This window comes from Mycolicibacterium sp. MU0050 (genome assembly GCF_963378085.1).
In the GTDB taxonomy this organism is placed as follows: Bacteria; Actinomycetota; Actinomycetes; order Mycobacteriales; family Mycobacteriaceae; genus Mycobacterium; species Mycobacterium wendilense.
Genome location: NZ_OY726395.1, coordinates 4,562,270 through 4,583,278, shown reverse-complemented (window position 1 = coordinate 4,583,278; position 21,009 = coordinate 4,562,270). Strand labels below are relative to the sequence as shown.

Here is a 21,009-nt window from a genome sequence, read left to right as displayed (position 1 = left end):
AAGCTAGTACGCAGCGGGGGGTGTCACACCGGCCCGCTCGGCGGCGGCCGCCTCTCGATTCATCCGCTGCGCACGGTAGATCGACACGTCCGTGCGGGTGATCAACAGGTATGCGACCCCGACGGCGATGATGGCGGCCGGGATGACGGAGAACGATGCCGTCATCTCGGCCACCATGATCATCACCGCCAGGGGCGCGTGCGCGACGCTGCCGAAGCAGGCCATCATCGCGATGACGATGAAGACGCCGGGCCCGGCGGGCAGCGCCGGTGCGCCGGCCAACTCCGCCAGCCGCCAGGTCGCCGCGCCCAGAAAGCATCCGATCACCACGCCGGGGCCGAAGATGCCCCCCGAACCGCCGGTGCCGATCGACAGCGAGGTCGCCACGATCTTGGCGACCGGCAGGATCACGACGACCCACAGCGGTATTGCCATCAGGGTGGACTCATCGGCGGCCAACTGCACCCAGCCGTAGCCGCTGGACAGGACCTGCGGGATGGCCAGCGCCAACAGCCCCACCAGCAAGCCGCCGAGCGCGGGCTTGAGCACCGAGCCGCCGGGAATGGGAATCCGCTGCGACAAACGGACGGTGGCGTAGAACGTCCTGGCGTACAGGTAACCGGTTGCGGCGGAGACGATTCCGATGAGCAGAAACCACGGCAGGCCGGCCGGGTCGAAGGTGTAGTCGGGGACCAGCGCACCGAACAGCGGTTCGAAGCCCAGGACGGCGCCGTAGACGGCGTAGGCGGTGCCCGAGGTGATGAAGCCGGGTATCAGAGACCGGTAGTCGAAGTCCTGCCGGTAGACGATCGACGCCGCGAGCACCGCACCGCCCAGCGGCGCCCCGAAAATCGCGCCGATGCCCGAGCCGATGCCCATCGAGACCGCGACGCGGCCGTCGTCGTCGGAGAGGTTAAGCCGGCGGGTCAGCAGCGAGCCGAACCCCGCGGAGATCTGGGCGGTGGGGCCTTCCCGGCCGCCGGAGCCGCCCGAGCCGATGGTCAGGGCGCTGGCGATCATCTTCACCAGCACCACCCGGCCGCGGATGGCCCGCGGATCGGTGTGGACGGCCTCGATGGCGTCGTCGGTGCCGTGGCCCCGGGCCTCGGGCGCAAATCTGGCGACGATGGCCGCCGAGGCGAGCGCGCCCAGCGTGGTGACCACCGGGATGGCCCAGGCTCGGGAGAACCCGCTCGCGCCGGGGTTGTTGCCGTCGCCGTAGGCGGTGGGCACGTCGTAATCGGCGAGGTGGCCGAGCAGGAATTCGGTGGTGTACGTCAGGGCGAGGTAGAACGCGACGGCGCCGAGACCGGCGATGACGCCGATGGCGACGCCGAGAAGCAGCCATTTGCGCAGATAGCCGGAGTTGCGCAGGAACGTGGCGATCCTGCCGTCGGTGTCGGCGTTCGCCATGACGCGGATGCTACTGCCGTGGCGCCCGCGCCGTCAGACGATGCGGTGCTCCACCTCGCCGATGTCATCGAGCGTCAACCGCAAGGTGTCGCCCGGCTGCAGCCAGTTGCCGGTCTCCATCCCCGACCCGCCGGGCAGCGTGCCGAGCCCGAACAGTTCGCCGGGCAGCAACTGCTCGTCACGGGAGGCGTGCGCGAGCACCTCGCCGATGCCCCACTGCAGGCCCGCGCTGTCGACGCGGCTCACGGTGTGCCCGTTGATCGCCACTGTGCCGGTCAGGGCACCGATCCGGGGCAGGACCTCGTCGGCGGTGACCATCGTCGTCGACATCGAGGACAGGAAGTGTTTGGACTTCTGCGGTCCCATCCCGCTGGCCATCTCCGCGCGTTGGACGTCGCGCGCGCTGAAGTCGTTCACCAGCACGAACGCGCCGACCGCCGCGACGGCCTGCGCCGGGGTGGCGTTGTGCAACGGTGCGGACAGCGCGAAGCCGATCTCCAGTTCGAAGTCCAGACCCCTGGAGTAGCTGGGACTGGCGACCGGGGTGCCGCTGGGCACGATGGTCATCGCGTTGGCCATGTAGTAGATGGGTTGCTGGTAGAACAGTTTCTTCGGGTTGAACGCGGGAAACGTTCTGCGCGTCAGCTTTTCGTAGGCGTTGGTGATCCGCGCGGTGGCCGGGTGGAACCGGTTGATCAGGCCGCGGGCGGCGCTGATGTTGTGAGGTTCGGACAGCAGGAAGTCGCGGAACGACAGCGGTGTGAACGGCAACACCGCGTCGGTGTGCGCCAGGTGCCGGTCGGCGGTCGCCAACTCCCAGTCCTCGGCGAACGGGGAGGGGCCCAGCGGGGACGGGCCGGAGTGGGCGCGCCAGTGCCCGTCGTCGAGGTGCTGTAGTTCGAGTCCGGCCGCGGTGCGTACCCTGCGCAGTTTCATTTCCCGATTGTCGTCGTGACGACGGCGCTGTGCATATACCCCCATGGGGTATATGGTGGCGAGCATGACCGGCCACCGCCATCCGGCGCAGCACCAGCAGCACGTCAACCACGACGACCACCGGGCTCACGTGGGGCACGCCGGTCACGCCGGGCACGGCGACCATGTGGCGCAGTTCCGCCGGCTGTTCTGGGTGATGCTCGTGCTGGCGGTCCCCACCGTGGCGATGTCGGGGATGTTCGCGATGATCCTGGGCTACCAGGTGCCGAGCTTCCCGGGCTCACAGTGGGTGGCCCCGGTTTTGGGCACCGTGATGTACGTGTGGGGTGGGCAGCCTTTCCTCACCGGCGCGGTCGACGAGATCCGTTCCCGTGCACCGGGAATGATGCTGCTGATCGGGCTGGCGATCACCGTCGCCTTCCTGGCCTCCTGGGGCGCGAGCCTCGGCGTGCTGGACCACCAGTTGGAGTTCTGGTGGGAGCTGGCGCTGCTGATCGTCATCATGCTGCTGGGCCATTGGATCGAGATGCGCTCCCTGGAGCAGACCACGTCCGCGTTGGACTCGTTGTCGGCCCTGTTGCCCGATCAGGCCGAGCGCGTCACCGGCGACACCATCGAGACCGTCGCACCGGTGGAGCTGCAGGTCGCGGACCTGGTGCTGGTGCGCCCGGGCGGCCGGGTGCCCGCCGACGGACGGATTCGCGACGGCGCCGCCGACATGGACGAGTCGATCGTCACCGGTGAATCGCGTACCGTGCGGCGTGGCGTCGGCGACAGCGTGGTCGCCGGCACCACAGCCACCGACTCGGCCCTGCGGATCGAAATCACCGCCGTCGGCGACGACACCGCCCTGGCCGGAATCCAGCGACTGGTCGCCGAGGCGCAGAACTCGTCGTCGCGCGCGCAGCGCCTGGCCGACCGGGCCGCCGGCTGGTTGTTCTGGTTCGCCTTGGGCGCCGCCGTGCTCACCGCCCTGGTGTGGGCGGTCATCGGGCTTCCCGACCAAGCCGTCATCCGCGCCATCACGGTGCTGGTCATCGCGTGCCCCCACGCCCTGGGCCTGGCGATCCCGCTGGTGGTGTCCATTGCCACCGAGCGCGCCGCGCGCGGCGGAGTGCTGATCAAGGACCGGCTGGCCTTGGAGCAGATGCGCACCGTCGACGCCGTGTTGTTCGACAAGACCGGCACGCTGACCAAGGGCGAACCCGTCGTCGTCGCCGCCTCCGGCGGGGACGATGTTCTGGCGCTTGCGGCGGCCGCCGAACTCCCCTCGGAGCACCCGCTGGCCCGGGCCATCGTGGCCGCGGCCCGCGAGCGCGGACTGTCGATCCCCGTGGCCACCGAATTCAGTTCGTCGGCCGCGGTCGGGGTGACCGCCACCGTCGACGGCCGGCAGATCCGGGTCGGCGGGCCGAAACTGCTCGAGGAGACCGGTGTTGCGGCCTCAGGGGAACCGATGCCTGCGGGCACGACGGTGCTGCACGTGCTGGCCGACGGACGGGTGCTCGGTGTGCTGGCGTTGGCCGACGAGGTCCGCCCGGAGTCCAGGCAGGCCATCGACGAACTGCACCGGCTGGGCCGCGAGGTCGTGATGATCACCGGCGACGCGCAGAGCGTGGCGGACGCGGTGGCCGCCGAACTCGGCGTCGACCGGGTGTTCGCGGGGGTGCGGCCCGAGGACAAGGCGGCCAAGGTCGCCGAGTTGCAGGCCGGGGGACGGGTGGTCGCGATGGTCGGCGACGGCGTCAACGACGCCCCCGCACTGGCGCGGGCCGACGTCGGGATCGCGATCGGCGCCGGCACCGACGTCGCGATCGCGTCGGCCGGGGTGATCCTGGCCAGCTCGGATCCGCGATCGGTGTTGTCGGTGATCGAACTGTCTCGGGCCAGCTACCGGAAGATGAAGCAGAACCTGTGGTGGGCCGGGGGCTACAACCTGATCGCGGTGCCGCTGGCCGCGGGTGTGCTGGCCCCGGCCGGCTTCGTGATGCCGATGTCGGTCGGCGCCCTGCTGATGTCGCTGTCGACGGTGGTGGTCGCGCTCAACGCGCAACTGTTGCGGCGGTTGGACCTGCGCCCGTCGGACGTCGTCCGCTAGCGTTGAACGACAGAATCCGGAAATGGGGGGCCAGATGCGAAAGTCCGATCGCGTCGCCGAGGCGGGCGCGTGGGTACTCGAGAACGGACACCGGGCGTTGCTGGCGCTGACCGGCGGCCGGTTCCCCCGCACCGTGATGGGCATGCTGACCGTCGAACTGCACACCGTCGGCCGCAAGTCCGGTAAGCCCTACGCCAACCTGCTGACCAGCCCCATCCACGACGACCACCGGATTGTGCTCGTCGCCTCCAAGGGCGGCCACCAGGACCACCCGGACTGGTACAAGAACGCGCTGGCGCACCCGGACGTGACGCTGACCGTCGACGGCGCGCAGGTGCCGATGCGGGCCCGCGCGGCCACGGCCGCCGAGCGCGCCGAGTTGTGGCCTGAGGTGGTCAAGACCTACCGCGGCTACGCTGGCTACCAGCGCAACACCGACCGCGAGATCCCGCTGCTGATCTGCGAGCCGCGCGCTTAGGCGTCGAGGTCTTGTTCGACGAGGTCGGCGATGGTGTTCACCGCGGCCTCGTCCTCGGAGGCGACGGTGACCGACGCGCCCTTGCCCGCGCCCAGGGTCATGATCATCAGCGCGGACCCGGCGTCGACCGGTTCGCCGCCGTCCATCGACAGCGTCACCGGCACCCCGGCGTTCACGACGGCCTCGGAGATGATGGCGGCCGGTCGGGCGTGCAGGCCGACGGCGGATCCGACGATCACGGTCTTGCTGTGCATGCGGGTGTGCTCCTTCGTGGGTTGGGCCGAAATCTCTCGTTGTGACGATGCTTTTCGAACTAAGCAGCTGAAAGTTGCGTTTGGGCAGGGGGTTTGGGCGCGGCGAGTTGCTTGGCGGTGACCACCGCCAGCGCGCCGACGACGGTCCCGGCGACCAGCGCGACGATGAACCACACCAGGTTGCCGATCGCGAAGAACACGAAGATGCCACCGTGCGGGGCGCGCAGCGTCACGTCGAACGCCATGATCAGCGCCCCGGTCACCGCACCGCCGGCCATCATCGACGGGATCACCCGCAGCGGGTCGGCCGCCGCGAAGGGGATCGCGCCCTCGGAGATGAACGAGGCGCCCAACAGCCATGCGGCGCGGCCATTTTCCCGCTCTGGCTCGCTGAACAACCGCGGCCGCACCGCGGTGGCCAACGCCATCGCCAGCGGGGGCACCATGCCCGCGGCCATCACTGCGGCCATGATCCGCAGCGACGACGGGTCCGCGACATTGAGGCCGACGGTGGCAAACGCGTAGGCCGCCTTGTTGACCGGGCCGCCCAGGTCGAAGCACATCATCAGGCCCAGGATGATCCCGAGGATTATCACCGAGGTTCCGGTCATCCCGCTCAGCCAGTTGGTCAGCCCCTCCTGGATGGCCGCCAGCGGGCGGCCCAGCAGCAGGAACATCAGCAGGCCGACCACCAGCGAGGCGAACAGCGGGATGATCACGACGGGCATCAGGCCGCGGAACCACTGCGGGACGGTGCTCCGGCTGATCCACAACGCGGCGAAGCCGGCGATCAGGCCGCCGACGATACCGCCGATGAAACCACCCTCGACGAACACCGCCACCGCGCCGGCGGTGAAGCCCGGGGCCAGCCCGGGGCGGTCGGCGATGGCGAACGAGATGTAGCCGGCCAGCGCGGGCACCAGGAAGCTGAAGGCCAGGCCGCCGAGGGTGTACAGCACCGCGCCCAGATACTGCATGAGCCCGCCGGGCGGCAGGTTGGTCAGGGTGTTCTCCAGCGCGATCAGATTGCCCAGTGAGGTGTCGAAACCCTCCGGCGGATTGGCGATGTCGTAACCGGCGAACAGGAATCCCAACGCGATCAGCAGACCGCCGGCCGCCACGAACGGGATCATGTAGCTCACGCCGGTGAGCAGGATCTGTCGGGTCCGGGTGCCCCAGCCGACGTCGGCGGAGCCCTCGGACTCACGGGTCGGGGCGCCGTCGCCCTCGACGCGCGCGGCGTTCGGATTGTCGGCCACGGCGACCGCCTCGGCGATCATCGCGTCGGGTTCGTTGATCGCGCGTTTGACCCCGGAGGCGACCACCGGCTTGCCGGCGAAGCGGCCGCGGTCCTTGACCCCGACGTCCGTCGCGAAGATGACGGCGTCGGCGCGGGCGATCGTCGCCGCCGCCAGCGGCGTGCTTCCGGAGGACCCCTGCGTCTCGATGACGATGTCGACGCCGGCCCGTTCGGCCGCGAGCTTGAGCGCGTCGGCGGCCATGTAGGTGTGCGCGATCCCGGTGGGGCAGGCGGTGATGGCCGCGACGGTCTTCCGCGTCGCCGGTGCGGTTTCGGGGGCGGCGGACCGCGCGGCGGCGGATGCCGCGGGCGCGGGCTCGGGCGTCGACGACGGCCCCTCGGATTGCGCGGGTGCGGGATTCACCGTGGAGTCCACCAGCGTCACGATCTCCTCGGCGGTCGACGCCGCCCGCAGCGAGGCCACGAAGTCCGGCCGCACCAGCGCCCGGGCCAGGCTGGACAACAGCTTCATGTGCTCGGCGCCGCCGCCGTCCGGCGCGGCGATCAGGAACACCAGGTCGGCGGGGCCGTCCGCGGCGCCGAAGTCCACTCCCGGATCGAGCCGCGCGAAGCCGATGGTGGGGGCAACGACGTAGGGCGAGCGGCAGTGCGGGATGGCGATGCCGCCGGGTAACCCGGTGGCGGACTGGGCTTCTCGGGCCATGGTCGCGCCGACCAGCCCGTCGACGTCGGTGGCCCGGCCGGCGTCGGCGAGGGTGGCGGCCAAGCGGCCGATGACCTCGTCCTTGCTCGCCCCCGCGTCGACGTCGAGCAGCACCAGGTCGGCGGTGGTGATGGGCGGGTTGGTCATAGACACACCTTCGTCGGAATGGTTCGGCGGCGTTGGCGATTGGCCGATTTCGGTCAGCGGTCGGGGGCTATCGGCACCACCTGGACCGCGTCCAGGTCGATCAGTTGGGGGGAGGGCAGCGCCGAACCGGGCAGCGCGGCCGCGGCGCTGCCGTAGGCCACCGCCATCTGCAGCCGCCGGGGTTCCTCGGCGCCGCCGATCGCCGCGCGGACGTAACCGGCCAGCGAGGAGTCGCCGGCCCCGACGGTGCTGCGCGGCGTGATCGGCGGAGCCGCCGCCATCCAGGCCCCGGTGCCGTTGACCAGCACCGCACCCGCGGCCCCGAGAGTGGCCAGCACGGCACCCACGCCGCGGTTCATCAGTTCGGTCGCGGCGGCGACCACGGCCTCCGGGTCGCCGTGCTGCACAGCGCGTTCCAACTGCTCGGGGTCCGCACCGGACAGGCTGGCGAGTTCCTCGGAGTTGGGTTTGATCAGGTTCGGTGCCGCGCGCTCGAAGTCGGCGGCCAGCGCCGCCAGGGGGCCCTCGGAGGTGTCGACGGCCACCTTGCAGGGCAGTTCGCGAAGCAGCGCGGCGACCTCGGCATACCAGTTTTCGGGCATTCCGGGCGGCAACGATCCCGACATCACGACCCACTGCGCGCCGGCGGCGCGGGTCAGGACGGCGTCGGTCAGCGCCGTGACGCTCGCCGCGTCGAGGCCCGCGCCCGGTTCGTTGAGTTTGGTTGTCGTCCCGTCGTTCTCGGTGACGGCGACGTTGGTGCGGACCACACCGGTGACCGGGACCGCGGCGTAGCCGACGCCGGTGGGGCTCAGCACGGACAGGAACGGGTCGTCGGGGCTGGCGGGCAGCACCGCGCAGGCATCGATCCCCGCCAGCGTCAGCACCCGCGCGACGTTGACACCCTTGCCGCCGGGCTCGTCGGAGACCGACTGCACCCGGTGCACGGCGCCGCGGGTCAGGGGGCCGCCGAGCGCGATGGTGCGGTCGATGCTCGGGTTGGGCGTCACCGTGACCACGACCGGTCCTTGGTGTGTCATTCGCTCACTCCTCCGCGCTGCTCGTGCCTCGCACCGCTGCGTCGATTCGCGGGACTCACGCCACCACCACCTCTACTCCGTGCTCGGTCAGCGCCGCGCGGTCGGCGTCGCTGATCTCGTCATCGGTGATCACCGCATCGACCTTGTCCAGCGGCGCGAAACTGACGAAGTCCTCATGGCCGATTTTGGACGAATCGGCAACCACCACAACATAACTCGCGCTGACCACCATGGCTCGCTTGACGGCGGCTTCGTCGCTGTCGGGGGTGGACAGGCCGTGTTTGACGCTGATGCCGTTGGTGCCCATGAACGCGATGTCGACCCGCAGGGTATCCAGGGTCCGCAACACCGGCTCCCCGACGGCGGCCTGGGTCAGGCCGCGCACCCGCCCGCCGAGCAGATGCAGGTTGATGGCGGGCATGGTGGCCAGCCGCGCGGCGATGGGCACCGAGTTGGTCACCACGACCAGTTCGCGGTCGGCGGGCAGACGCGCGGCCACCCGCGCGGTGGTGGTACCGGCGTCGAAGAGCACGCTGGCCCCGGCCAGGGGGAAGAAGTCGCCGGCGGCCGCCGCGATGGCGTCCTTGTAGTTGGCGCGGGTGCCCTCACGTTCGGCGACCCCCGGCTCGACGACGTGCAGCGCGCGCACCGGCACCGCGCCGCCGTGGACGCGTCGCACCAGCCCGGCGCGATCCAGCGCTGCCAGGTCGCGGCGCACGGTCTCGGTGGTGACGGCGTAGGTCTCGGCGAGTTCGGTCACCGAGGCCCGGCCGCGCGAGATGACCAGGGAGGCGATCGCTTGCTGGCGCTCCTCCGGGTACACGTGGCCTCCAGGGTCGGGTGGGACTGAATCGGGTCGGATGGACGGAAAGCAAGTACGTTTGGCGGGCGTTCGCGTGGAAGTCCGCGAACTCCCGCCAGCCGTAATGTTGGTATGTGTTGTTTTACGCCTATTTGTGTTGAATTGTCAACGGTTCGATGTAACCTGGTTCACATGACTTCCACTACTCCTGCGACTTCACAGGGTGCGGTGCTTTCCGGGGTGCCGGTGGTTCCCGGCGTCGCGTACGCCCCGGTGGTCCGGCCCGGCCGCCTGCCCGCGCCCGAGGACCTCGCCGCGCCCGGCGAGGTGGCCGAGGCCGACCGAGACGGCGAGATCTCCCGGTTCAAGGCCGCGGCCACGACGGTGGCCGAGCGGCTGCGGGAGCGGGCCGCGCACGCCACCGGCGCGGCCTCGGAGGTGCTGGGCGCCACCGCGCAGCTGGCCACCGACCGGGCCTGGCTCGGGGCGGCCGAGAAGCGGATCGGCGAGGGCGCTCCGGCGATCCGCGCCACGGCCGAGGCGGTCGAGCAGTTCGTCGAGATGTTCACCAAGATGGGCGGATTGATGGCCGAGCGGGTGACCGACCTGCGCGATATCCGGGACCGGGTCGTCGCCGAACTGGCCGGACTACCCGAGCCCGGGGTGCCCGTGCCTGACGTGCCCTCGATCCTGTGCGCCGAGGATCTGGCCCCGGCCGACACCGCCGGTCTCGACCCGGCCCTGATCGTCGGCCTGGCGACCTCGCTGGGCGGGCCCACCAGTCACACCGCGATCATCTCCCGCCAGTTGGGGATCCCCTGCGTGGTGGCGGTGGCCGGGCTCGACGACGTCCCCGCCGGCGAAATTATCCTGATCGACGGCACCCGGGGCACACTCGCAGTCGGCCCCGACCCGGCCGAGGCTGCGGCCGCCGTCGAGCGCGCGGAGCAGGCCGCCGCGGCGATGGCGGGCTGGACGGGTCCCGGCGCCACCGCCGACGGACACCCCGTGGCCGTGCTGGCCAACGTGCAGGACGGCGCGGCCGCGCGGGCCGCGCGTGAGACGCCGGCCGAGGGCATCGGGCTCTTCCGCACCGAACTATGCTTCCTCAACTCCGACACCGAACCGTCGGTGGCGGAGCAGGCCCGGATCTACGCCGAAGTGCTGCAACCCTTTTCCGAGCACAAGGTGGTGATTCGCACCCTGGACGCGGGTTCGGACAAACCGCTGAAGTTCGCGAACAGTCCCGACGAGGCCAATCCCGCGCTGGGGGTCCGCGGCATCCGGATCTCGTTCGGCAACCCCGCGTTGCTGGACAACCAGTTGGCCGGCATCGCGCAAGCGGCACAGCAGACCGGAAATCCGCCGTGGGTGATGGCGCCCATGATCGCGACCCCCGAGGAGGCGCGCGATTTTGCGGCGAAGGTGCGCGCGCACGGGCTGACCCCGGGGGTGATGATCGAGGTGCCCGCCGCGGCGCTGTTGGCCGACCGGATCCTCGAACACGTCGACTTCCTGTCGATCGGCACCAACGATCTGGCGCAGTACACGATGGCTGCCGACCGGATGTCCGCGGAACTGGCAACCCTGACCGACCCGTGGCAGCCCGGCGTGCTCGCCCTGGTGGCGATGACGGCCAAGGCCGGCGCGGCGGCCGACAAGCCGGTGGGCGTGTGCGGGGAGGCGGCGGCGGACCCGCTGTTGGCCTGCGTGCTGGTGGGGTTGGGCATCACCTCGTTGTCGGCGGCCGCCGCGGCGGTGTCGGCGGTCGGGGCCAAGCTCTCCACGGTGACCCTCGAACAGTGCCGGCGCGCTGCGGCGGCGGTGCTCGCCACGGCCAGTGCCGCCGACGCGCGCGCCGCGGCCCTCGCGGTGCTGGAGTGATCGCCGGGGAATAACTGGACCGCGGTCCGGTTATATCGGGTGACTCTCTCATCAGCATGGAGGTGCCCAGATGCCCGCAGTGACCGCAGACACCCTGACCCTGACGCGGGTCGCCGCTCCGGCGCCCGGCGACACCGAGCGCCCGGTGCGTTCCATCACCACCGGCCCCCGCGGGCTGGAGGGCGAAGGCTTTCCCGTCGTCCGCGCGTTCGCCGGGGTCAGCGCGGCGGATCTGGATCCGTTCGTGCACATGGATCAGATGGGGGAAGTCGAGTACCAGCCCGGCGAGCCGCGGGGCACCGACTGGCATCCGCACCGCGGCTTCGAGACCGTCACCTACATGATCGACGGCCGCTTCGCGCATCAGGACTCGCACGGGGGTGGCGGACTGATCGCCGACGGCGCAACCCAGTGGATGACCGCCGGCTCGGGCATTCTGCACATCGAGACGCCGCCGGCCGAACTCGTCCGCAGCGGCGGTCTCTTCCACGGCGTGCAGCTGTGGGTGAACCTTCCCCGCAAGGACAAGTTCGCCGCGCCGAAGTACCAGGCCATCGAGGGCGGCGAGGTTCGGTTGTTGTCGTCGTCGGACGGCGGAGCGTTGATCCGGGTGATCGCCGGTGAGTTCGCCACCGCCGACGGTGTCCAGCGCGGACCCGGTGCCACGCACACACCGATCACGTTGGCGCACGCCACCATTGAGCCTGGAGCGCAGCTGAACACCGCGTGGAGTCGCGACTTCAACGCCCTGGTCTACGTGCTGTCCGGGCGCGGCTCGGTGGGCCCGGTGCGGCATCCGATCCGCCAGGGGCAACTCGCGGTGCTCGGACCCGGCGACCGGTTGACCGTCGCCGCCGATGCCGATCAGGACGGCAACCGCCCCGCCATGGAGGTCCTACTGCTCGGCGGTCGGCCACTACGCGAGCCGGTGTTCCAGTACGGCCCGTTCGTGATGAACACGAAGTCCGAGGTGATCGAGGCCTTCGAGGACTTCCAGGCCGGACGCTTCGGCGCCATACCGCCGGATGCACTGATGCCGCATCGGCTCGGGGACTGACGCCGAACCCCCTTGACTGTGGCGCGTATCACAGTAATGTGACCAGTGGTCATCGACTGCTGGGAGGTCCGATTGCCAACGGTGACATGGGCACGGGTTGATCCGGCGCGGCGCGCCGCGGTCATCGACGCCGCGGAGGCCGAATTCGGCGCCCACGGGTTTTCCCGAGGCAGCCTGAACGTCATCGCGCGCCGGGCCGGAGTCGCCAAAGGCAGCCTGTTCCAATACTTTGCGGACAAGCGCGACCTGTACACGTTCATCGCCGACCTCGGTAGTCAGCGGGTCCGCGCCTACATGGAGGCGCGGATCCGCCAACTCGATCCCACCCGGCCGTTCTTCGAATTCCTCACCGACCTGCTCGACGACTGGGTCGCGTACTTCGCCGAGCATCCTCGGGAACGGTCGCTGCATGCCGCCGCGAGCCTGGAGGTGGACACCGACGCCCGGATCAGCGTCCGCAGCGTCCTGCACCGGCACTACCTCGAGGTGTTGGGTCCGTTGGTGCGCGCCGCGCAGGCGCGCGGCGACCTGCGCGCGGACGCCGACACCGACGCGCTGTTGTCGTTGCTATTGATGATCTTTCCGCATCTGGCCCTGGCGCCGTATGTGCGCGGCATCGACCCGATCCTCGGTCTCGACGAGCCGAGCCCGGAGCAGCCGGCACTGGCCGTGCGTCGACTCGTCGCGGTGTTGGCCGCGGCGTTCTCCCCGATCGCCGATTCCGCAGCCCAACCGACCTGAGGAGGTCACATGTCGCACACTCATTTCGACTCCATGAGAGCCGGCGGTCTGAACTGGGATAGCTTGCCGCTCAAGCTATTTGCCAGCGGTAACGCGAAATTCTGGAACCCGGCGGATATCGACTTCTCCCGGGAGCGCGAAGACTGGGAGGCGCTGACGGACCGGGAGCGCGACTACGCGACTCGCCTGTGCGCCCAGTTCATCGCCGGCGAGGAGGCGGTCACCAAGGACATCCAGCCGTTCATGCGGGCGATGGAGGCCGAAGGACGTCTCGGCGACGAGATGTACCTGACGCAGTTCGCCTTCGAGGAGGCCAAGCACACCCAGGTCTTCCGGATGTGGCTCGACGCCGTCGGGGTCACCGACGACCTGCACAGCTACTTCGATGATCTCCCGTCGTATCGCCGGATGTTCTACGACGAGCTGCCGGAGTCCTTGGAGGCGCTGCACACCGATCCCTCGCCGGCCGCCCAGGTCCGCGCGTCGGTGGTGTACAACCACGTGGTCGAGGGCATGCTGGCGTTGACGGGATACTATGCGTGGCACAAGATTTGCGTGACCCGCGGCATCCTGCCCGGGATGCAGGAGTTGATCCGGCGGATCGGCGACGACGAGCGGCGGCACATGGCCTGGGGCACCTTCACCTGCCGGCGGCACGTCGCCGCCGACGACGCCAACTGGTCGGTGTTCGAGACCCGGATGAACGAGCTGCTCCCGCTGGCGCTGGGCCTCACCGAGGACGGCTTTGCGCTGTACGCCCCCGACGTCCCGTTCGGGTTGGATGCCGACGAGTTCATGAAGTACTCCGCGGACAAGGGCATGCGACGGTTCGGCACCATCAGCAGCGCGCGTGGTCGCCCGGTCGAGGAGATCGACGTCGACTATTCGCCGGTGCAGCTCGAGGATTCCTTCGGTGAGGAGGATGCCCGGGCGCTGGCCGCCGTGTGAGCGGCAACCGCGTCGAGATCGACGAAAAGCCCGAAACCACTCGCACTTTCCGGCCCAAAGGGACGTTTGGGCGGGTGGGTGGCGGGTGCTTGCCTCAGTCCTTGGCGGGGTAGAGCAGCTGCAGCTCACCGAGGTTGGCGGCGACGGTCACCAGGGGTAGCGCGTCGGCCACGGGGTGTTCGGCGGCCGCGGACTCGGCACGCAGCGCGGTGATGAAATGCTCTGACAGGCCGGTGGATTCGAGCGGGCGGTCGGTCCGGCCCGTCATCCGGTCGGTGACCAGCGTGGCGTGCGCATCCAGCACCGTGCGCGCGTTCGGGTAGGAGTCCGGCGCGGGCAGCGTGGGGATGTCCGCGATCAGGTCGGCCGCCCCGCGCAGTCGAATCGCGCGGTTGGCCCGACGGATGACCGGGGCGCGCCGATCCGGCGTGCCGCCGTTGTCCGAAAGATACTGCCGCACAGCGCTGTCGACGGTGCGGGACGCGGTCAGTGCCTGATGGCTCAACTCGTCCACCGCGGCGGCGGGGGTGCCGTGGGTGACCCGCGAGACCGCCGTGCGCAGATAGCGGGTACCCACCACGAAGGCGGCGTCGATGGCGGCCGACACCGCGCGACCCGATCCCCGGGGCCACAGCAGCAGGGACACCACCAGACCCACCACGCCGCCGACGACGATGTCCTCGATCCGAACCAATCCGACCTGCCAGCCGGTCGGATTGATGAGGTTGAACACGATCAGCACCAGCATGGTGAAGGCCGCCTGCCCGGCCGCGAACGACGCGATCTCGGGCACGTAGGCCGCGACGAACGCCACCACCGGTAGCGCTACCCACAGGACGGCCGGCTCGACCCCCAGCAATTCGATGAGCACCGCGCCGATGACGAAGCCCGCCACCGTCCCGCTGACGGCGCGAAAGACCTTGGTTCCCGTCGTCAACGCCGTGCTGCGCAACACCGACAACGCCGCCAGCACCACCCAGAAGCCTTGTTCGACCGGGAACAGGTGGGTGGTGGCGACGGCGGCGGCCAGCCCCAGGCCGGTGCGGAGGCTGCTGCGGACCACCGTCGCGCGGGTGGCCAGGTAGCCGGACGGAATGGTGGTGACGGCCTGGGTCTCGGACAGCACCCGCACGGCCGCCCCGGTCTCGGGCAGCTGCCGTCCGAGCACCCGCATCAGGACCGGGCGCGCATCGGCGGCGGCTGCACCCGCGATCACGCGGCCGGTGGTCATCACGGTGGCCCCGAACGTCCGACGCTGCAGGAGCCGGGCACCCACGACGATGGCGCTCTCGTCGCAGTCGGAGCGCAGCACCTCGGCGACGTCCTCGCGGTATCGGCCGCGCGCCACCGACCGCAGCTCGGCCAGCGCCGCGTCGAGTTCGGCGCGACTGGCGGCACGGTCGGCGACCCGGGTGATGCGCAGCAGCCGGTCGCAGGCACGCAGCACCCGCACCGACGGTCCCGCCATGACGCCGAGGGTGGCCGCGGTCTCGTCGCGCGTCCGGTCGGTCAGCCAGCCGAGATCGTCGACCACGCGGACCAGCGCGCGGCTGCCCGCGGTCAGGCCCACCGGGCGGAAATCACCGTCGAGGTAGTGGGCGTACAGCGTGTTCATCGCGGTGTTGAGGTCCCTGGCGCTCGCGCGGCCCTCGAGTCGGTCGGCCAGCGTGGCGCACACGTGCGCGGCGTGGCGGCGCAGATCGTCGTGGTGGCGCGGCGGGAACACGAACAGCGCGGCCGGCACGCACACGGCCAGTGCGATACCCCAGCCGAGCAGCCGGTCGTCGATGGGGCCGGTGGGGGTGCAGACCGGCAGCACGAACGTCATCAACGTCGCGCGCTGTCCGGCGGCGATCGCGGTGCTCAGCACGCCGGCGAAGGTGATGACGGCACCGAGGACGAACATGGTGGCCACGGCCAGCCACGCGTGGGGGGTGACCCATGTGCCCAGCGTGATCAGGGCGGCGCCGATGAGACCCAGTCCCGCGTAGGACACGGCGCGGCCGGGCCGGTTGCCGGGGAAGTCGGCGGTGATCAGCAGCGCGATGGAGCCGAAGATGGCGTACATGGGGGTCTCGCCGGTGCCCACCAGGAAACCGACCGCCGCGGCCGCCGGGATCATCAACCCGGCGCGGGCGGCGCGGCGCAGCGCATCGCGCTCGGGATCGCGGTTCTCGAACCGGTCGACGAGTCGGCCCCGAATGCTCCTGGCGTAGCGGAGCATCTATTCGGGCACGGTCGTGAACCGCCCCGCATCCAATGCGTCGAGCAATTGGACGGTGATCCACTCCAGGCCCTCGGGGTCCGGGGGCAGCGTGCACTGCTCGTACCCCACCAGCAGGTACACCGCGGTGCTGGCGAACACCTGGGCGCCGCGGTCATTACCCAAGATCTCGAAGGCGGCCTCGCGCAGCACGTCGAAGCGCTGCCGGTCCACCACCTCCTGGGCCTGCCGCACGCGGGGATCGATCGAACTCCAGGTGCGGATTGCGGCCTCGGTGCCGTGGGGCAGGTTCAGGCCGACCTCCACGACGCCGTCGATGCGACGCCGCGGATCGGGCTCGTTGCGCAGGCGTGCCACACGCTGGCCGGTCAAGCCGTTCTGCCAGTGTTCCACCAGGTCACTGGTGTAGGCCGACCAGCTGGGGAAGTAGTGATAGAAGGATCCCGTGGTGACGCCGAGGCGACCGCACACCTGGGCTAACTTCAGCCCCCCATAGCCCAGTTCGGCCAACACCTCGAGACCGGCGTCGAAATACGCTTCCCGGGAGACGAAGGTCGCCATTTCGTAAACCCTAGTTCGCTCCGGGGTCCCCGCGCACCCACTTTGGCGACGGCAAACCACGCCCGGCTCGCTGTCTATGCGGCGACGTCGCGAATTGCCGAACGGGTGGTGCGACAGCGAAATCGGGGTTGCGGCGACCGGTTCGGCCGAACTTCGGCGTTCGGCTTTGCTGCGGGAATAGTCGGCAAATGCGGGTTGTGGCTCCGTTTTTCTTCGACCGCAGGTAGATCCGCTTACGGATCCGTCATATTCGGGCCTTCAGTGAACCTCCGCGGGGATTGACCGGTGACCTGTGGCACAATTTGACTGTGCCGCATACTGCTAGTCGCCGGGGCCCGGGTCGGCCCCCCGCAGCAAAGGCGGCGGAGACGCGGGAGCGAATTTTGCGCTCCGCTCGCCAGGTCTTCAGTGAATTGGGCTACGACGCGGCGACTTTCCAGGCAATCGCCCTGCGCGCCGATCTGACCCGACCCGCCATCAACCACTACTTCCCCAACAAGCGAGCCCTGTTCGCCGAGGTCGTGGAACGCACCAACGCCCTGGTCATCGCCGCCGGTGTGGAGCGGGCGCAGACCGCGACCACCCTGGTGGGCCGGCTGGAGGCTTTCCTGGTCGCCGCGGTTCAGGCCGACTCCGAAGATCGCTCCGCGGCGGCCTTTATGGTGGCGGCGGTGTTGGAATCCCAGCGGCACCCGGAACTGCGCCAGGACGGCAACGATGCGCTACAGGGCTCGCGCGACTTTGTGGCGTGGGCCGTCAACGAGGCGATCAAGGCCGGGGAGTTGACCACGGACACCGATGTCACCTCGCTGGTGGAGATGCTGGTCGCGGTGTTCTGGGGGATGGGCTTCTATGCCGGATTCGTCGGCGATCACGAGCAGCTCGAGCGGATCACCGATCAACTCAAGTTACTGCTCGAGCACCGGTTGTGGCGGCTCAAGCCGGCAAAGTGACGGCAGCCACTCCGGAATGTAAGTCCCTGTGTGGCAACGGGTTTCGTGGCCAGGGCCCGTGTTGCTGCACTCGGTACCGATAGGTTGGCTAAGTTTATTCGGTAGGATGGCGGCGGAACTTTTCGCTGTAGGACAGGGATTGATCATGGGCGCACTTCGCACCGACGACGACAGCTGGGACATCGCGACCAGCGTCGGCAGCACCGCCGTCATGGTGGCTGCCGCACGCGCGGCCGACACCGAGAGCCAGGACTCGCTGATCAACGACCCGTACGCGCGTCTGCTCGTCGACGGCGTATCGGGACTCCCCTGGCAGAACTTGCTGGAAGAGGACGTCATCGAACGGGTGGCCGGAGTGGACGCCGAGGCCGCCGCGATCTTCCGGCACATGCGCAACTACCAGGCCGTGCGCACCAATTTCTTCGACGCGTTCTTCACCGAGGCCGCCGCCGCCGGAATTCGGCAGATGGTGATCCTGGCCTCTGGCCTGGACTCACGCGCCTACCGACTGCCGTGGCCGGATGGCACCCGGGTCTTCGAGATCGACCAGCCCAAGGTCCTCGAGTACAAGGCGGCCAAGCTTGCCGAGCACGGCGCGGCCCCGACCGCGCGGCGCGTCGAGGTGGCCGTCGACCTGCGCTTCGACTGGCCGGCCGAACTGCGCCGGGCCGGGTTCGATCCGACCCAGCCCACCGCCTGGCTGGCGGAGGGATTGCTGATGTACCTGCCCGCCGAGGCGCAGGACCGGCTGTTCGAGAACATCGGCGCCCTGAGCGCCCCGGGCAGCCGGATCGCCGCCGAGACCGCCGGAAAGCACTCCATGGACCGCCGCGAGGAAATGCAGCAGCGGTTCGAGCGGGTCGCGCAGGCGCTCGACCTCCAGCGACCCGACCTCGACATCGCCGACCTGGTCTACAACGATCCGGACCGCGCTGAGCTCGACGAATGGCTCAACGCCCACGACTGGCGGGCCACCGCGACCGCGGCCACCGACGAGATGCGCCGCCTCGACCGTTGGGTCGACGGTGTGCCGATGACCGACGACCAGGACGCCTTCTCGAACTTCGTCGTCGCCGAACGCGGCTGATCGCGCAGGCCGCCCGACCGCGGCCTGTCGCCCAACCAGGTGGTTGGCTACCATGGCGCCCAGGGACACAAAGCCTCCGCAACGTCAGGAAGGGCATGCCGTGACCACCGAAGTTTCCAAAGAAGCCATCCCCGCCGCCGGCGCCGTGGACATTCCGGCCGTCGTCGCGGGCGTCCGGAAGGCCTACGCGACGGGGCGCACCCGCGACATCGAATGGCGCAAGCGTCAGCTGCGCGCGCTGGAGAAGCTGGTCGTCGAGAACGAGTCGATGATCGCCGACGCGCTGGCCAAGGACCTGGGACGCGCGCCGTTCGAGGCGTGGCTGGCCGACATCGCCAGCACCGCCGGTGAGGCCAAGAACGCCGCCAAGAACGTCGGCAAGTGGGCCAAGCGCCGCTACCGGTTGCTGGAATCCTCACAGCTTCCCGGGCGGGGCTGGGTCGAGTACGAGCCCTACGGCACCGTGTTGATCATCGGCGCCTGGAACTTCCCGTTCGCCCTCACGCTGGGCCCGGCCGTCGGCGCGATCGCCGCCGGCAACACCGTCGTGCTCAAGCCGTCCGAGGTGGCACCGGCCTCGTCCGCGGTGATGGCCGAGCTGGTGCCGCGCTACCTGGACCCGGAGGCCATCGTGGTCGTCGAGGGCGACGGCGCGGTCAGCCAGGAACTCATCGCGCAGGGCTTCGACCACGTGTTCTTCACCGGGGGCACCGAGATCGGTCGCAAGGTCTACCAGAGTGCGGCGGCGCATCTGAGCCCGGTCACCCTCGAACTCGGCGGAAAGAGCCCGGTCATCGTGACGGCCGACGCCGACGTCGAGATCGCGGCCAAGCGCATCGCCTGGACCAAGCTGATCAACTCCGGCCAGATCTGCATCGCCCCCGACTACGTGCTGGCCGACGCCAGCATCAAGGACAAGCTGGTCGACGAGATCACCAAGGCTGTCACCAAGTTCGAGTCGAAGAACCCCGAGGGCAAGCGCATTGTCAACGAGCGCCACTTCGCGCGGCTGACCAAGGCGCTGGCGGAGACCAAGGGCCAGGTGGCCCTCGGCGGCGGCTCCGACCCCGCCAACATCAAGATCCAGCCGACGCTGGTGGTCGACCCGGATCCCGAAGAGTCGCTGATGACCGACGAGATCTTCGGGCCCATCCTGCCGATCGTGACGGTGCAATCCCTCGACGAGGCAATCAAATTCGTCAACGCGCGGCCCAAGCCGCTTGCCGCCTACCTGTTCACCAAGACCAAGGCGGTCCGGGAACGCGTGATCCGCGAGGTGCCCGCCGGCGGCATGGTGATCAACCAGCTGCTGTTCCACTTCGCCACCTCCAAACTGCCGTTCGGCGGTGTCGGCCCGTCCGGGATGGGCTCTTACCACGGCAAGTTCGGCTTCGAGGAATTCAGCCATCACAAGACCGTGATGACCAAGCCAACCCGCCCTGACTTAATCTCGATGATCTACCCGCCGTATACAGAGAAGGCGTGGAAGATGGCGCGACGGCTGTTCTGAGCGCCGATCCGCGCCGGACCCGTTGGGAAAAATCGAGAGAGGAAGTTCATGCCCGGAGTGCAGGATCGTGTTGTCGTTGTCACTGGTGCCGGTGGCGGCCTGGGGCGCGAGTACGCGCTGACGCTGGCCCGCGAAGGTGCCGCGGTGGTCGTCAATGACCTCGGTGGAGCCCGCGACGGCAGCGGTTCCGGTTCGGCCATGGCCGACCAGGTGGTCGCCGAGATCAAGGCGGCCGGCGGCCGTGCCGTCGCCAACTACGACAGCGTCGCCGAGTCCGAGGGTGCGGAGAACATCATCAAGACCGCGCTCGACGAGTTCGGCAAGGTCGACGGCGTTGTCAGCAATGCCGGCATCCTGCGGGACGGCACCTTCCACAAGATGAGCTTCGAGAACTGGGACTCGGTGCTCAAGGTCCACCTCTACGGCGGCTACAACGTGATCCGTGCCGCGTGGCCGCACTTCCGCGAGCAGGGCTTCGGCCGGGTGGTGGTCGCGACCTCCACCAGCGGGCTGTTCGGCAACTTCGGGCAGGCCAACTACGGTGCGGCCAAGCTCGGCCTGGTCGGCCTGATCAACACGCTGGCCCAGGAGGGCGCCAAGTACGACATCAAGGCCAACGCGGTCGCCCCGATCGCCGCGACCCGGATGACCGAGGACATCCTGCCGCCGGAGGTGCTCAAGAACCTCAAGCCGGAGTTCGTCGCGCCGGTGGTGGCCTACCTGTGCACCGAAGAGGTGCCGGACAGCGCCTCGGTGTTCATCGTCGGCGGCGGCAAGGTGCAGCGCACCGCGCTGTTCCAGAACGAGGGCGTCACCTTCAGCTCGGCGCCGTCGGTCGACGATGTCGCTGCCCGCTGGTCGGAGATCGACGACCTGTCGGCTGCCAAACCGGCTTCCTTCAACCTGCGCTGA

The 21,009-nt window shown here is 69.6% G+C and carries 17 protein-coding genes and 1 pseudogene; 10 read left to right on the top strand and 8 right to left on the bottom strand.

Going from position 1 to position 21,009, the window contains the following annotated elements:
* Positions 1–3: 3 nt before the first annotated feature.
* Together R2K23_RS21805 and R2K23_RS21800 are read right to left on the bottom strand one after the other, a co-directional pair.
* On the bottom strand, positions 4–1,413 hold the full coding sequence (locus R2K23_RS21805) for a chloride channel protein (protein ID WP_316512549.1): 1,410 nt from the start codon (positions 1,411–1,413) through the stop codon (positions 4–6).
* 33 nt (positions 1,414–1,446) lie between these two features.
* Positions 1,447–2,349, bottom strand: a complete 903-nt coding sequence (locus tag R2K23_RS21800) for a fumarylacetoacetate hydrolase family protein (protein ID WP_316512547.1) — start codon at positions 2,347–2,349, stop codon at positions 1,447–1,449.
* A 64-nt stretch (positions 2,350–2,413) separates the two neighbouring features.
* Between R2K23_RS21800 and R2K23_RS21795 the strand changes: the two genes are divergently transcribed.
* A complete protein-coding gene (locus R2K23_RS21795) occupies positions 2,414–4,447 on the top strand; it encodes a copper-translocating P-type ATPase (protein WP_316512544.1) in 2,034 nt (677 codons plus the stop codon).
* A 34-nt stretch (positions 4,448–4,481) separates the two neighbouring features.
* A complete protein-coding gene (locus R2K23_RS21790) occupies positions 4,482–4,925 on the top strand; it encodes a nitroreductase/quinone reductase family protein (RefSeq protein ID WP_316512542.1) in 444 nt (147 codons plus the stop codon).
* Here the strand turns inward: R2K23_RS21790 and R2K23_RS21785 are convergent.
* Genes R2K23_RS21785 through R2K23_RS21770 form a run of 4 tightly spaced genes read right to left on the bottom strand, consistent with a single transcriptional unit; the run spans position 4,922 to position 9,153 of the window.
* Positions 4,922–5,179 (bottom strand): HPr family phosphocarrier protein, encoded by a 258-nt coding sequence (locus R2K23_RS21785; RefSeq protein WP_316512541.1) that lies wholly within the window; start codon positions 5,177–5,179, stop codon positions 4,922–4,924. The two genes, R2K23_RS21790 and R2K23_RS21785, sit on opposite strands and share 4 nt — an antisense overlap.
* A 59-nt stretch (positions 5,180–5,238) precedes the next feature.
* On the bottom strand, positions 5,239–7,290 hold the full coding sequence (locus R2K23_RS21780; protein ID WP_316512539.1) for a PTS fructose transporter subunit IIABC: 2,052 nt from the start codon (positions 7,288–7,290) through the stop codon (positions 5,239–5,241).
* 53 nt (positions 7,291–7,343) lie between these two features.
* Positions 7,344–8,330 carry a 1-phosphofructokinase family hexose kinase gene (locus tag R2K23_RS21775; protein ID WP_316512537.1) on the bottom strand — a complete coding sequence of 329 codons (987 nt, stop codon included), beginning with the start codon at positions 8,328–8,330 and terminating at the stop codon, positions 7,344–7,346.
* Positions 8,331–8,385: 55 nt separating this feature from the next.
* On the bottom strand, positions 8,386–9,153 hold the full coding sequence (locus R2K23_RS21770) for a DeoR/GlpR family DNA-binding transcription regulator (RefSeq protein ID WP_316512534.1): 768 nt from the start codon (positions 9,151–9,153) through the stop codon (positions 8,386–8,388).
* A 171-nt stretch (positions 9,154–9,324) separates the two neighbouring features.
* On the opposite strand from R2K23_RS21770, the gene ptsP reads away from it, so the two are divergent.
* The 4 genes and pseudogenes from ptsP (at position 9,325) to R2K23_RS21750 (ending at position 13,762) form a co-directional block, all read left to right on the top strand.
* Positions 9,325–11,016, top strand: coding sequence for a phosphoenolpyruvate--protein phosphotransferase (gene ptsP / locus R2K23_RS21765; RefSeq protein ID WP_396892551.1), 1,692 nt, complete (start codon positions 9,325–9,327; stop codon positions 11,014–11,016).
* A 70-nt stretch (positions 11,017–11,086) separates the two neighbouring features.
* A complete protein-coding gene (locus tag R2K23_RS21760; protein WP_316512530.1) occupies positions 11,087–12,073 on the top strand; it encodes a pirin family protein in 987 nt (328 codons plus the stop codon).
* 72 nt (positions 12,074–12,145) lie between these two features.
* Positions 12,146–12,851 (top strand): annotated as a pseudogene (locus R2K23_RS21755) (TetR/AcrR family transcriptional regulator).
* Positions 12,824–13,762, top strand: a complete 939-nt coding sequence (locus tag R2K23_RS21750; RefSeq protein ID WP_316512528.1) for a R2-like ligand-binding oxidase — start codon at positions 12,824–12,826, stop codon at positions 13,760–13,762. The pseudogene R2K23_RS21755 and the gene R2K23_RS21750 overlap by 28 nt, the downstream one beginning before the upstream one ends.
* A 94-nt stretch (positions 13,763–13,856) precedes the next feature.
* Here R2K23_RS21750 and R2K23_RS21745 read toward each other — a convergent pair whose 3' ends face one another.
* Together R2K23_RS21745 and R2K23_RS21740 are read right to left on the bottom strand one after the other, a co-directional pair.
* Positions 13,857–15,986 carry an FUSC family protein gene (locus R2K23_RS21745; protein WP_316512526.1) on the bottom strand — a complete coding sequence of 710 codons (2,130 nt, stop codon included), beginning with the start codon at positions 15,984–15,986 and terminating at the stop codon, positions 13,857–13,859.
* Positions 15,987–16,547 (bottom strand): TetR/AcrR family transcriptional regulator, encoded by a 561-nt coding sequence (locus R2K23_RS21740; RefSeq protein WP_316512524.1) that lies wholly within the window; start codon positions 16,545–16,547, stop codon positions 15,987–15,989.
* A 308-nt stretch (positions 16,548–16,855) separates the two neighbouring features.
* On the opposite strand from R2K23_RS21740, the gene R2K23_RS21735 reads away from it, so the two are divergent.
* The 4 genes from R2K23_RS21735 (at position 16,856) to R2K23_RS21720 (ending at position 21,009) form a co-directional block, all read left to right on the top strand.
* Positions 16,856–17,500, top strand: a complete 645-nt coding sequence (locus tag R2K23_RS21735) for a TetR/AcrR family transcriptional regulator (RefSeq protein WP_316512522.1) — start codon at positions 16,856–16,858, stop codon at positions 17,498–17,500.
* 145 nt (positions 17,501–17,645) lie between these two features.
* Entirely contained in the window at positions 17,646–18,587 is a 942-nt protein-coding gene (locus R2K23_RS21730; RefSeq protein ID WP_316512520.1) for a class I SAM-dependent methyltransferase, read from the top strand.
* Between the two features lie 100 nt (positions 18,588–18,687).
* Positions 18,688–20,097: an aldehyde dehydrogenase family protein gene (locus R2K23_RS21725; RefSeq protein ID WP_316512518.1), complete on the top strand. Its 1,410-nt coding sequence runs from the start codon at positions 18,688–18,690 to the stop codon at positions 20,095–20,097.
* A gap of 48 nt (positions 20,098–20,145) precedes the next feature.
* Positions 20,146–21,009: an SDR family oxidoreductase gene (locus R2K23_RS21720; RefSeq protein ID WP_316512517.1), complete on the top strand. Its 864-nt coding sequence runs from the start codon at positions 20,146–20,148 to the stop codon at positions 21,007–21,009.